This window comes from Alishewanella sp. BS5-314, assembly GCF_025377695.1.
GTDB lineage: Bacteria > Pseudomonadota > Gammaproteobacteria > Enterobacterales > Alteromonadaceae > Alishewanella > Alishewanella aestuarii.
Map to the genome: position 1 here is coordinate 2,202,657 of NZ_JACEHJ010000002.1, position 13,521 is coordinate 2,216,177.

Sequence of the window (13,521 nt, forward strand, 5' to 3'; positions counted from 1 at the left end):
CCATTAGCTCCGGGCGCTGTCAGCTTGTTGTAAAATCGCCAGTACTAATTGCTGGAAGCTATAACCGGCCGCCTTGGCCGCCATAGGTACCAGCGATTTCTCAGTCATTCCCGGTACAGTGTTCACTTCCAGTAAATAGTGCTGTCCGCTCTGATCCAGCATCAGATCAACCCTACCCCAGCCACTGGCACCTACCGCTTTAAAAGCGGCCAGCGCGCTTTGCTGCATTGCCGCGGTAAGCTCCGCCGTCAATGGCGCCGGACACAGATACTCCGTACTATTGGCCTGATATTTGGCTTCGTAATCATAAAACGCGCGCGGCGTGCGCATTTCAACTATCGGTAATACCTGGTCATTTAAAATGGCAATGGTAAATTCCCGGCCGTCAATCCAACGCTCAACCAACACTTCCTGATCATATTGATGGGCGGTGGCGATAGCCGTTGCCAGCTCTGCCGAATTGCTGGCCGCACTCATGCCAATGCTGGAGCCTTCATTAGCAGGCTTAACCATCACCTTACCGCCGAGCTGTTGCAACATGGCGGCATAATCGGTATCGCCCGGACGCACTACTAAGAAAGGTGCTGTTGGTAAGCCCTGCGCCTGAAACAGCCATTTACAGCGAATTTTATCCATCGCCAGCGCTGAGCCCAGCACGCCGCTGCCGGTATAGGGTAATCCCAGTTGCTGTAAAGCACCTTGCATGGTGCCATCTTCACCACCACGACCATGTAGCACGATAAAGACTTTATCGGCGCTCAGGCTGGCCAGTGGTTGTTCCTTCGGATCAAAAGCAAAGGCATTGATACCGGCATCCTGCAACGCCGCTAATACTGCCTTACCGGAGCGCAGCGACACCTCGCGCTCTGCCGAGCGGCCACCAAACATCACGGCAACTTTTGCATTCTGGCTCATTGCGCAGCTCCCTTGGTTGCTTTTAACTGTTCAATATCGAGTTGCATGGCAGCCAGCTGTTTCACCAGGCTACCAATATTGCCGGCACCTTGTGTCAGCACCACATCACCATCCTGTAATACTTCTGCCAGACTGGCTGCCAAATCTGCCGGTTGTGCAACATAGATCGGCTCCAGTTGGCCACGGGCGCGAATAGAGCGCGCCAGGCTGCGACTGTCAGCGCCAGCTATCGGTGCTTCACCGGCAGCATACACTTCCAGCAGCAATAACGTATCCACTTCTGACAGCACCCGGGCAAAGTCGTCATAAAGATCACGGGTGCGGGTATAGCGGTGTGGCTGGTAACACATTACCAGACGGCGTTGTGGCCAGGCACTGCGCACTGCGGCAACAGTAGCAGCCACTTCGGTCGGGTGGTGACCATAATCATCTAACAGCAGCACCTTACCACGGCCGGTGTCAAACTCGCCGTATTGTTGAAAACGCCGGCCTATACCTTCGAATTTATTTAATGCCGCCAAAATTGCCTGCTCTGCAATGCCCTCGTCCTGCGCCAGCGCAAATACCGCTGTGGCGTTGAGTGCATTATGCCGGCCCGGTAAATTCAGGCTGATTTCGCGCTGGTTACCGGCCGGATCGGTGATCACAAACTGGCTGCGGGTGCCTAACTGACTAAACTCACTGATCCGGTAATCGGCATCTTCGCTAAAGCCATAGGTCAGCACAGTACGACCAATTTGCGGGATCAGGCCGCGTAGCACAGCATCATCCAGGCAGACAACCGCTAAGCCGTAAAACGGCAGATTATGCAAAAACTCCAGGTAAGTGGCTTTTAGCTTTTCAAAGTCACCCTGATAGGTATCCATATGGTCGGCTTCGATATTAGTAATTACCGTCGCCATCGGCTGTAAATGTAAAAAGGAGGCATCACTTTCGTCGGCTTCGGCAATCAGATAGCGCCCGGCGCCAAGCCGGGCGTTAGAGCCGGCAGAATTTAACAAGCCACCAATCACAAAGGTCGGATCGGCACCGGCTTCAGCAAAAACAGATGCCATTAAACTGGTGGTCGTGGTTTTACCGTGCGTGCCGGCGATGGCGATGCCATGGCGAAAGCGCATCAATTCACCTAACATTTCTGCCCGGCGCACCACCGGGATCCGCTGTTCGCGTGCCGCAGCCACTTCCGGGTTTTCCTGTTTGATGGCGCTGGAAACCACCACCACACTGGCGCCCTGGACATGACTGGCGGCATGACCAAACACTATCTCAGCCCCCAGGCTGATTAAGCGCTCGGTCACCGCGCCTGGCGCGATATCAGAGCCGCTGACTTTATAGCCTTCGTTTAGCAGCACCTCGGCAATGCCGCCCATACCGGCACCACCAATGCCAACAAAATGGATCCGTTCGACCCGGCGCATAGCCTGTTTTTTCTGTTGCAGTGTCGTAATCATACTACTTGTCCTGTTACTTGCCGGCACAAGGTCACCACCTCTGCCGCTGCATTATCGAGTGCGAAAGCGCGGGCTTTATCTGCCCGGCGCTGCAGCTCGGTTTTATCTGTTAAAGCACCGGCCAGTAATGGCACTATACCCGGCTGTGTCAGCTGATTTTGCGGTAATAGCCAGGCTGCATCGACACTGGTCAGACTGCGCGCATTGGCGGTCTGATGATCGTCAATGGCGGTGGGCAGCGGTACAAAGATGGCGGCAATGCCGGCAGCGGCTACTTCACTCACCGTTAGTGCACCGGCGCGGCAAATCACCACATCGGCCCAGCGATAGGCAGCGGCCATATCTTTGATAAAGGCCTCAACTTCAACCGTCATGCCAAGCTGACGTAGTGGTTGGTAAGCGGCATCGACCGTATCGCGCATGGCTTCACCTGTTTGATGCCAGACCGCAACTTGCCCCTGTCTGGCCAGCTGCGCCAGTTGCGCTGGTAATTGTTCATTCAACGCTTTGGCGCCGAGGCTGCCTCCGACCACCAGTACCCGCAGCTCAGGATTCTGCTGCCGGCCAAGACGGCAATTAATCACTTCATTGCGTACCGGATTGCCAACCAGCTGCTGTTTCACCGACTCGGCAAAGGCCTGCGGAAAGGCTACCAACACCTTAACGGCCAGCTGTGCCAGCAGTTTATTGGTGCTGCCGGGTACCGCATTCTGCTCGTGGATCAACAAGGGGATGCCGCTTAAGCGTGCCGCCAGACCACCGGGACCACTGGCATAACCACCAAAGCCCAATACCAGTGTCGGCTGCAGTTGTGTAACCAGGCGTTTGGCCTGCAGCAGAGCTTTGACCAGCATCCAGGGTGCCAGCAACTTACTGCGCCAACCTTTACCGCGTAACCCAGCTACCTCGATCGGGTAAAAGGGTAAACCAAATTCCGGCACCAGCCGTGCTTCCATCCGATCTGCAGTACCAAGCCAGGCGATATCCCAGCCATCCGCCTGCAGCGCTCTGGCTACCGCCAGCGCCGGGAAGATATGACCACCGGTACCACCGGCCATAATCAGTGCCAGAGGTTTAGTCATGCTTACCTCCACTCACTGCTTGTTTACCCTGTAACCTGACTTCAAAATCAATCCGCAGCAGCAAAGCGGCAGCCATCAGCATAATAATCAGGCTACTGCCGCCATAGCTGACAAAGGGCAAGGTCATACCTTTGGTTGGTAGCAAGCCACTGGCCATACCGGCATTGACCGCCGTTTGAAAGCCAATCCAGATCGCCAGGGCATAGGCCAGAAAACCATGGAAACTCATGCCTTTTTGCAGGGCACGGCTGCCCATCAATAAAGCGCGGAACACCATCAGGAACAACAGGCTGAGGAGCAGCGCCACACCGAAGAAACCGGTTTCTTCGGCAATCACCGAAATAATAAAGTCGGTATGGGCTTCCGGCAGGTATTCCAGCTTCTGAATACTGTTACCCAGCCCCTGACCAGACCAGCCGCCACGGCCAAAAGCCATTAACGACTGCGTTAACTGATAGCCGCTGCCAAAAGGATCGGCCCAGGGATCGAGGAAAGCAGTCACCCGACGCCAGCGATACTCGCTGTAAAATATCAACACCGCGATCGCCGCCAGACCGGTGAGGATCAGTGCAATAAACTGCCAGAGTTTGGCACCAGCTAAAAATAACAGTACCACTGCTGTCGCAAACATCACGATAACGGTACCCAGGTCAGGCTGCATCAGCAGCAGTACCGCCACCACAAACAGCATTAGCAGTGGTTTTAAAAAGCCCATCAGGTTTTCCCGTACTTCTTCATGCCGGCGCACCAGATAGCTGGCCAGATAGGAAAAAAAGAATAACTTCGCCGGCTCAGCCCCCTGAATATTAATCGGGCCTAACGCCAGCCAACGGGTAGAACCATTGACGTTTTTACCAAAAATCAATACCGCAACCAGTAAGGCCAGGGCAGCAAATAACAGCTGCATATTGTAAGTGTGCCAGAAACTGACCGGTAAACGGGTCACAACATAGGCTGCGGTAAAACCCATCGCCATATAAATTAAATGCCGGATGGTAAAGTGCAGCGGATTACCATAGAGCCGCTCTGCTACCGGGATCGAGGCACTGGTCACCATCACCAGACCAAAGGCCAGCACCAGCAGCAATGCGGTCAGGAACACATTATCAAAGGTGCCCTCGTCTCGGGCTTGCCACCAGGCATCCAAACGTGGCAAGGGGTTAAAACGTGCTGGCAGGGTTAAGGCTTTCATGGCTTTAACTCCCGGACTGCAGCCGCGAACTGCTCACCGCGATCGGCATAACTTTTAAACATATCCAGGCTGGCACAGGCCGGCGACAACAACACCATATCACCGGGTTTCGCCAGACTCGCCGCTGTTTTTACCGCCTGCTGCAGCGTTTTTACCTGAATGCTGTCAGGTAACAGTGCCGCAAGCGCCGGGCCATCCTGCCCCAGCGTAATCAGTTGCTGCACATCGCGCTGCAGCGCCGGTTGCAATTCAGTCAGATCAGCACCCTTGGCATCACCGCCAGCAATCAGGATCAACTTGCCTTTGACACTGCTGCGCAGTCCGGCCAACGCAGCCAGGGTTGCGCCGATATTGGTGCCCTTGGAATCGTTGACCCAGCGTACGCGGTTTCGCTCCAGCACCAGCTCACAACGATGCGCCAGGCCACGGAAGGTTTTTAATGTGGTGGCAATTGCCTCGCGGCTGGCACCTGCCGCTAAGGCTAACGCTGCAGCAGCCAGCGCATTAAACTGATTATGTTTGCCAAATAAACTCAGCTCAGATACCGGCAGCAATGGCGCCCCAGCGACCAGCAGATACTCCTGCTGCTGATGCTGCACTATGCCATAGCCACTGCCAGTATCCTGTAAGCTCAAACCAAGCCGTGGCCCGGAGGTTGCCGGCAGCGTCAGGTTATCTTCTGCGTTATAAACCGCCAACGCGCTGTGCTGATAAATACGTTGCTTGGCAGCTGCGTAATCGGCCAAATCGTTATAGCGGTCGAGGTGGTCGGCACTGACATTCAGGTTAGCCGCGGCAACGAGCTGTAAACTGTCGGTTGTTTCCAGCTGAAAGCTGGATAATTCCAGCACATAGACCTCTGCGCTTGGCTCCGCCAGCGCATCCAATACCGGCAAACCGATATTGCCAGCGGCCAGCGCTTTGATACCACTTTGCTGTAACATCGCTTCGGTCAGGCGGGTGACGGTAGATTTGCCATTAGAACCTGTTATTGCCACCACAGGTTTAGTGTTGAAACGGGCAAAGAGTTCAACATCACCCAGCACTGTCGCACCCTGCAGGCGGGCAAAACGCAGCGCCGGATGCTTAACTGATAAGCCGGGGCTGACAATAATCAGCTCCATCTGTGCCAGACGGTTGGCATCTAGCTCACCTAAATAGATACCATCTACCTTTTCTGGTGCGATCTGTTCCAGCCCGGCCGGTTGCTTACGGGTATCCATTAGCACCGGCTTCAGACCTTTTGACAGCAAAAAACGCACCGTGGCCAGACCTGATTGGCCCAGCCCGACGACAGCGATACGTTTAGCAGTCAACAAATCTGGCATAGCTTCTTATCTCAGTTTCAGGGTGGCTAACCCGACCAGCACAAAGATGATCGACAGGATCCAGAAGCGCACGATCACCCGTGGCTCAGGCCAGCCCTTTAATTCGTAATGGTGATGGATTGGCGCCATCCGGAAAATCCGCTGTTTGCGCAGTTTGTAGGAGCCCACTTGCAGGATCACCGACAGGGTTTCCATCACAAAGATACCGCCCATAATAAACAGCACGATTTCTTGCCGTACCAGAATGGCAATCACGCCAAGCACCGCACCCAGCGCTAGGGAACCGACATCGCCCATAAACACCAGCGCCGGGTAGGTGTTAAACCAAAGGAAACCTAAACCTGCACCAATAAGGGCGGCGCAGAACACCACCAGCTCCCCGGCATAAGGTAGGAAAGGAATATTCAGATAGTTGGCAAAGTTCACGTTACCGCTGGCATAGGCAATAATGGCAAAGGCGCCGGCGACCATAATAGTCGGCACTATGGCCAGACCATCCAGACCGTCGGTCAGATTGACGGCATTACTGGTACCGACAATCACAAAATAGGCCAACGCGATAAACAGTAAGCCCAGCTGTGGCATCACCTCTTTGAAAAAGGGTAATAGCAGCGCAGTTTCCGCCGGCCGCTCAGCCGTGGCATACAGGAAAAACGCGGTTAACAGCGCAAATACCGATTGCCAGAAGTACTTCCAGCGCGCGATCAGACCCTTGGGATCCTTGCGGATTACTTTGCGGTAATCATCAATAAAGCCGATGGCGCCAAAGCTGACCAGTACAAACAGCACCACCCAGATGTATTTATTGCTCAGGTTAGCCCATAGCAAGGTCGAAATCAGAATTGAACCGAGGATCAGCAGTCCGCCCATCGTCGGCGTGCCTTTCTTCGAGAAATGGCTCTCCGGACCGTCATTGCGCACTACCTGCCCAATTTGCATCCGCTGTAAGGCGGCGATCAGCTTGGGCCCAAGATACAGGCTGAGTAACAAGGCGGTTAATACGCCCAAAATCGCCCGAAATGTCAGATAACTGATCACATTAAAGGCGCTGATATACTGTGTTAAATACTCTGCTAACCACACTAACATGGCTGAGTCTCCTGCTGACAACGTTCTAGCAAGTCCTGTACAACCTTTTCCATTCTCGCGCTGCGTGAACCTTTCACCAGGAGCGTAACGTCTTGTTGACCGGCAATGATTGGTAGCAAATGCTCGACCAGCGTTTGCTGTTGACTAAAATGGGCACCAGTAACACCAAAGCGGTCACTGGCGCTCTGTGATAACACACCAACAGTGAATAACAGATTAATACCGGCTTTTTTGGCATAATCGCCAATCTGTTCGTGGTATAAACGGGCGTCAGCACCCAACTCACCCATATCACCGAGTAACAAGCCGCGGAAGCCCGAATAGCTGGCCAGCAAGTCAATGGCCGCTTTTACCGATTCCACATTCGCATTGTAGGTGTCGTCAATAATTTTCAGACCGGCTTTGGGCGTCAGCAAATTAGTACGGCCTTTAACCGCTTGCATCCCGAGCAGGCCGCGCTGTACTTGCTGTAAATTCAGGCCCAGTCCGAGGGCGGCTGCCGCAGCGGCCAGCGCATTAGCAACATTATGCCGGCCGGGGATTTTCAGCTGGATTTGCGCGTTGCCCTGCGGGCTATGTAACAGAAAATGCGCACAACCACTGGCATCCAGACGAATGTCAGAGGCATAAAAATCTGCTGCCGGATTTTGTAAACTAAAGGTCTGGCAGGCTTGCTGTCTGACCTGCGCCAGCCAGTAATCGCTAAAATCACTGTCCAGTGACACTACGGCGCTGCCGGTATCGGTTAAACCACTGTAAATTTCTGCTTTAGCACGGGCTACGCCATAAACATCGCCAAAGCCCTCCAGATGCGATGCGGCGGCATTGGTGATCAAGGCGACATCCGGCTTCACCAGCGCCGTGGTATAAGCTACCTCGCCGGGATGGTTGGCCCCCAGTTCAAGTACCGCATATTGGTGTTCCGGCATTAACCGCAATAGGGTCAGGGGCACACCGATGTCATTATTAAAATTACCCGCAGTCGCCAATACCGGTCCTTGCTGGCTTAGGATCGCTGCCAGCATTTCTTTTACCGTGGTTTTACCGGCACTACCGGTAATCGCCACCGTTTTTGGCGCCAGCCGTTGTTTCAGGGCCGCGCCAATCTGCCCCAAAGCTATGCGGCCATCCGGTACCAGAATATAAGGCAGGGCAACCGGCGGCTGTTGATTGCAAATCAGCGCTACCGCACCCTTTGCCGCCACCTCAGCTAAAAACTGATTGCCATCAAAATTCGGGCCCTTTAACGCCAAAAACAGCGCTGCACCTTCCAGGGTGCGGCTGTCGGTGCTGATGCTTTCAATCAGCCGGTCTTCGCCGACTAATGGGGCCTGCAGAATGGTTGCCAACTCGGATAAATGGAGCGGGATCATAGGGCCATCTCCCGTTGCAGCTGCTGCACATAGGCGCGTTCGTCATAGTGCAGCGCAGTCTGGCCAATAATTTGCTCGGTTTCATGGCCCTTACCGGCAAGCAGCACTATGTCGCCAGCCTGAGCCTGTGCCACTGCTAACTTAATGGCAGAACGGCGATCCGGCTCCAGTACATAACAGTGATCATTACTAAAGCCGGCAGCGATATCCTGCAATATCTGCAGCGGATCTTCGGTACGCGGGTTATCCGAAGTCAGAATCACATGATCAGATAACAGCTCAGCAAGTTGCCCCATCAAAGGTCTCTTGCCTTTGTCGCGATCACCACCACAGCCAAAGACGGTCCACAGATGGTTACTGCAGTGGGCGCGCAGCGCCAGTAAGGTTTGCCGCAATGCATCCGGGGTATGGGCATAATCGACTACTACAGTGGCGCCGGTTTTAAACGGAAATTGCTCCATCCGCCCGGCGACAGCTTTCAGCTTGGCGGCTGCCTGTAACAGTGCGGCTAATGGCTGCCCCAGCGCCTGCAGACAACGTATCGCCGCCAGCGCATTCTGCACATTAAATTCGCCTAGTAGCGGTAATTGCAACTGATAATGCACACCGTCAGCCTGTAGCTCGCAGTAAATGCCTTGCTCATTTGGCGCCGCGCACTGATAGGTCAGAGCGGCAGGGTCGTTACAGTCCGCGGTTTTGCCATAAGCAAACACCGGGATCTGGCAATTGGTGGCATAGATGCGACCGGTTTCATCAGACAGATTCAGCACCGCCAACCGGCTTTGCGCTTGTTGAAACAATAATGCTTTAGCCTCAGCATAGGCCTGCATACTACCGTGATAATCCAGATGATCCCGGCTCAGGTTAGTGAAGACGGCGGCCGCGAACTCCAGGCCGGCAACCCGCTGCTGCACTAAGGCATGAGATGACACCTCCATCGCCACCAGACGTACACCACTGGCCAGCATTTCGGCGAAAATCCGCTGCAAATCAACAAAGTGCGGCGTGGTATTTTTTAATGGCGTTAATTGCTGCCAGGAACCATAGCCGAGGGTACCGATAATGGCGCTTTTCAGTCCAAGCTGCTCTGCCAACTGCGCGATAAAACTGCAGACCGAGGACTTACCATTAGTGCCGGTCACTCCCACCAACGTCAGCTGTTGTTGCGGGTGACCATAGAAACTGGCTGCCAACTCGGGTAACACTGTATTCAGCTCGGGTAATACCTGAATCCGCGGATCGCTGTAACTACCGGTATGGGTAAGTACCAGGGCTGCGCCTTGTGCCAGCGCCTGACTGATAAAATGCTGACCATCGGTATGGGTACCCGGCAGGGCAATAAAGACATCATTTGTTTGCACCTGACGGCTATCAATGCGCAAATCCGCCAGTGTGCACTCCGGCACCTGGGGGCACTGCGCTGCTAACCAGACTTTACTGTTAACCGGCATTTTGTGTACTCCTTACGGCAGAGATCCTGGGCCGGCTTTGCGCATCCGGCGGTAAGTTCAGTAACTGCATGGCAGCACCCATAATCTGGGAAAATACCGGGGCCGCGATTTCACCACCGTGGTAGAAATCACCGGCCGGCTCGTTAATCACCACCACTGTTACCAAGCGTGGATTACTGATTGGGCCAACACCGGCAAAGGAGGCGATATAGTCATTACCGTAACCACCAGCGACGGCTTTACGGGCAGTACCGGTTTTGCCACCGACGCGGTAACCCGGAATTTGTGCCCGGGTTGCAGTGCCGCCGGGCGCAATACTGCTTTCCATCATTTCTAACATCGCCAGCGCATATTCTTGTTTTAATACCCGCTCACCTGGTTCAGGCTGCTCCACTTTGAGAATGCTCAGTGGCCGGTTGACCCCGCCATTGCCAATGGTGGCATAGGCTCTGGCCAGCTGTACTGCAGTGACGGATAAGCCATAGCCATAAGAGAAAGTAGCGCGTTCAAAATCAGACCAACGCTGACGGAAACTGAAAATACCGCTGCTCTCGCCGGTTAGGCCGGTGCCGGTATCCTGGCCCAGGCCCAGATTACTGTATAAGCCAATGACATTTTGATGCGGGATCTGTAACACCAGACGGGCCACGCCCATATTACTGGACTTTTGAATGATACCGCCCAGGCTCAAGCTGCCATAGTTATTCGGATCCCGCACCCAGCTTCCGCCAATCCGCATTACGCCGGGGCTAACATCGACCATGCTATCCAATTTGGCGTTGCCAAATTCCAGCGCACTGAGTACCGCCAGTGGTTTCATCGTAGAACCGGGCTCAAAGGTATCGGTGATGGCGCGATTGCGGAAACGATGCACTGGCGTATTGCGGCGGTTATTCGGGTTAAACGACGGGCTGTTGACCATCGCCAGGATCTCGCCGGTATGCACATCGACCACCACGGCAGAGCCGGAAGCTGCGCCATGCGCCAGCACGGCTTTTTTCAGCTCGCGATAAGCGACCGCCTGGATCCGCTGATCGATACTCAGCACAACATCCGCCGGCTCCTGTGACGCTTCACGCTCCAGCACTTCAATTTCGCGGCCTTTGGCGTCTTTACGAAACACTTTGCGCCCGGCGGTACCGGTTAATAAGTCGTTAAACCGCTTCTCGATACCCTCAACACCGACATCGTCAATATTGGTAAAACCAATCAACTGCGCTGCAACTTCTCCAGCCGGATAAAAGCGCCGCGATTCCTGACGGAAGTGAATTCCAGGCACCTTTAATTTGCGCACATACTCCACTACGGCAGGATTTACCTGACGCTGCAAATAGACAAAGCGCCGACTCGGGTTATCACCAATCCGCTGTAATAATTGTTGCGGCGTCATTTGCAGAATTTCAGCCAGCGCATGCCAGCGCCGTTCATCGGCTGCGGCATTGCGTTCGATCACTTCTTTCGGATCGGCCCAGATCGCCTCCACCGGCACGCTGACCGCTAACGCCTGGCCATGCCGATCCAGGATCATGCCGCGCATCACCTTGTCGGATTCAATCCGTAAGGTACGCAAATCGCCCTGAGTGACCAGCATGTCCGGCTCCAGCACCTGTAACCAGGCAGCCCGGGCAACCAGCGCCACAAAGACCGCGCTTAAGCTGAGCATCACAAAAGCAAACCGCCAACCCAACACTGTCGGCTGCTTCCTGGTTTTTGCCTGGGCTTTCGCTACGGGCCGCTTCATGGTTGCCTCACCGTGATATCCCGATTGCCGCTCGGTCTTTCCATATTCAGTTGCCGGCGGGCAATTTCTTCCACCCGGCTATGCTCGGCCAGCGCCCGCTGCTCCAGCAACAGGTTGCGCCACTCGGTATCCAGCTGATCACGCTGCTGGTAATTCTGATCCTGCTGGATCGTTAATTGCCGGTTTAAATGCGCCATCTGCACCACGGCCAGGCCGGTTAACACACAAGCCAATAACAACAACAGCACCAGCTTGCGCTGCTGCCATTGTTGTCTGATTTGAGTAGATAACCGGATCTCGCTCATCAGCCAGTCCTCTCAGCGATCCGTAGCACCGCACTACGGGCGCGCGGATTGACCGCCAATTCAGTATCAGATGACATGATGGCCTTGCCGATCAGTTTTAACGGCACCTCTTGTTGCAGCTGGGCATTTGTCAGCGGCAAACCACGCGGTACCGCTTCAGGCTTGGAATGACGCCGCATAAACTGTTTCACCAGCCGATCTTCCAACGAGTGAAAGCTAATGACACACAGACGGCCACCAGGTTTAAGTGCCGCCATAGCGCCCTGCAGTGCGAGGTTCACTTGCTCCAGCTCACTGTTGATATAGATACGGATAGCCTGAAAGCTGCGGGTAGCCGGGTGCTTTTTCTCTTTGGCACTCTTTGGAACCGCGCGGCTAATCAGGTCAGCCAGCTGGCCGGTGCGGGTTAACGGCTGCTCGGCGCGGCTATTAACAATGCTGTTGGCAATGCGCCAGGCAAACTTTTCTTCGCCATATTCACGCAACACAAAACTGATATCTTCAACATCAGCACTGGCTAACCACTCGGCGGCTGACAAACCACTGGTCGGATCCATTCGCATATCCAGTGGACCATCACGCATAAAACTAAAACCACGCTCAGCTTCATCCAGTTGTGGGGAAGAAACGCCAAGATCCAATAAAATACCGTCAATTTTGCCAAAAATAGCCAGAGATTCGGCAATGTTCGCCAGGGCGGCAAAGGGGCTGTGGGTGATATGAAAACGCGCATCAGCTTGCAGTGGGGCTGCGGCAGCGATGGCGGCAGGATCGCGATCTATGGCATACAGCCGGCCTTGCGGGCCCAGCTGTTTCAGGATTTCCCGGCTGTGACCACCGCGGCCGAAGGTGCCATCCAGATAGATGCCATCAGCCTTGATCGCCAGGCCTGTCAACGTTTCCGCCAACAGTACCGAAATATGCTCAGTTGTGGTCATTTACAGTACAAAATCCTGTAAGCGTTCGGATAACTCCACCGAGCCAGCTTGCGCCTGTTCCAGCTCAATATCAGCGGCCAGACGATCTTGCCAGGTGGTTTCATCCCAGATTTCAAATTTATTGAGTTGGCCCACCAAACGGATATTTTTGCCCAGGCTGGCATGCTGCCGTAAAAAGGCTGGCAGCAGGATCCGGCCGCTTTTATCCATATCGCATTCGGTGGCGTTACCCAGCAAAATGCGCTGTAAACGGCGCTCCTGCGGGTTCAAACTGGAGAGTGACTGCAATTTTTCTTCGATTTCTTCCCACTCTGCCAGCGGAAACAGTAATAAACAGGGATCATGCAGGTCGATGGTACAGATCAATTGCCCCTGATTTTCAGACAAAAGGCGGTCGCGGTAACGCGCTGGCAGCGCTAACCGGCCCTTGTCATCTAATGTCAGTGTGAATGATCCACGAAACATCGTTGTTTGCCTGTATTAAGTGTTAACGGTCGTTAAAGTGGCGCTCAATGGCGTGGCAGTGACACCTTAGTTATCCCACTAAGCGCGTTCTGCACTCCAAAATGATCCACAATTACCCACTTATCCCCACAATGAGACAGTTTAGGGTGCCACTTCGGCACCTGTCAAGGTAAAAACAGCATCACAGATCG

Annotated in this window: 12 protein-coding genes; all 12 read right to left on the reverse strand. The window is 54.2% G+C overall.

The window, feature by feature from the left end:
- Window positions 1–3: 3 nt before the first annotated feature.
- Genes H1D31_RS14835 through mraZ form a run of 12 tightly spaced genes read right to left on the reverse strand, consistent with a single transcriptional unit; the run spans window position 4 to window position 13,330 of the window.
- On the reverse strand, window positions 4–915 hold the full coding sequence (locus tag H1D31_RS14835; RefSeq protein WP_261259585.1) for a D-alanine--D-alanine ligase: 912 nt from the start codon (window positions 913–915) through the stop codon (window positions 4–6).
- The gene (gene murC / locus H1D31_RS14840) at window positions 912–2,366 is read right to left on the reverse strand and encodes a UDP-N-acetylmuramate--L-alanine ligase (protein WP_261259586.1); all 1,455 of its coding nucleotides are present in this window, start codon (window positions 2,364–2,366) and stop codon (window positions 912–914) included. Before murC ends, H1D31_RS14835 begins: the two co-directional genes overlap by 4 nt.
- Window positions 2,363–3,448, reverse strand: a complete 1,086-nt coding sequence (gene murG / locus H1D31_RS14845) for an undecaprenyldiphospho-muramoylpentapeptide beta-N-acetylglucosaminyltransferase (protein ID WP_261259587.1) — start codon at window positions 3,446–3,448, stop codon at window positions 2,363–2,365. The genes murC and murG overlap by 4 nt, the downstream gene beginning before the upstream one ends.
- On the reverse strand, window positions 3,441–4,640 hold the full coding sequence (gene ftsW / locus H1D31_RS14850) for a cell division protein FtsW (RefSeq protein ID WP_261259589.1): 1,200 nt from the start codon (window positions 4,638–4,640) through the stop codon (window positions 3,441–3,443). The genes murG and ftsW overlap by 8 nt, the downstream gene beginning before the upstream one ends.
- Window positions 4,637–5,968: a UDP-N-acetylmuramoyl-L-alanine--D-glutamate ligase gene (murD, locus tag H1D31_RS14855; RefSeq protein ID WP_261259590.1), complete on the reverse strand. Its 1,332-nt coding sequence runs from the start codon at window positions 5,966–5,968 to the stop codon at window positions 4,637–4,639. Before murD ends, ftsW begins: the two co-directional genes overlap by 4 nt.
- 6 nt (window positions 5,969–5,974) lie before the next feature.
- Entirely contained in the window at window positions 5,975–7,057 is a 1,083-nt protein-coding gene (mraY, locus tag H1D31_RS14860) for a phospho-N-acetylmuramoyl-pentapeptide-transferase (RefSeq protein ID WP_261259591.1), read from the reverse strand.
- The gene (gene murF / locus H1D31_RS14865) at window positions 7,051–8,430 is read right to left on the reverse strand and encodes a UDP-N-acetylmuramoyl-tripeptide--D-alanyl-D-alanine ligase (protein ID WP_008606719.1); all 1,380 of its coding nucleotides are present in this window, start codon (window positions 8,428–8,430) and stop codon (window positions 7,051–7,053) included. Before murF ends, mraY begins: the two co-directional genes overlap by 7 nt.
- Entirely contained in the window at window positions 8,427–9,881 is a 1,455-nt protein-coding gene (locus H1D31_RS14870) for a UDP-N-acetylmuramoyl-L-alanyl-D-glutamate--2,6-diaminopimelate ligase (RefSeq protein ID WP_261259593.1), read from the reverse strand. Before H1D31_RS14870 ends, murF begins: the two co-directional genes overlap by 4 nt.
- The gene (locus H1D31_RS14875) at window positions 9,871–11,622 is read right to left on the reverse strand and encodes a peptidoglycan glycosyltransferase FtsI (RefSeq protein ID WP_008950279.1); all 1,752 of its coding nucleotides are present in this window, start codon (window positions 11,620–11,622) and stop codon (window positions 9,871–9,873) included. Before H1D31_RS14875 ends, H1D31_RS14870 begins: the two co-directional genes overlap by 11 nt.
- The gene (gene ftsL / locus H1D31_RS14880; protein WP_008606716.1) at window positions 11,619–11,927 is read right to left on the reverse strand and encodes a cell division protein FtsL; all 309 of its coding nucleotides are present in this window, start codon (window positions 11,925–11,927) and stop codon (window positions 11,619–11,621) included. Before ftsL ends, H1D31_RS14875 begins: the two co-directional genes overlap by 4 nt.
- Complete coding sequence (rsmH, locus tag H1D31_RS14885) at window positions 11,927–12,865, reverse strand: 16S rRNA (cytosine(1402)-N(4))-methyltransferase RsmH (protein WP_261259595.1); 939 nt, start codon at window positions 12,863–12,865, stop codon at window positions 11,927–11,929. The genes ftsL and rsmH overlap by 1 nt, the downstream gene beginning before the upstream one ends.
- Window positions 12,866–13,330, reverse strand: a complete 465-nt coding sequence (gene mraZ, locus H1D31_RS14890) for a division/cell wall cluster transcriptional repressor MraZ (protein ID WP_008606714.1) — start codon at window positions 13,328–13,330, stop codon at window positions 12,866–12,868.
- Between the last annotated feature and the right edge of the window lie 191 nt (window positions 13,331–13,521).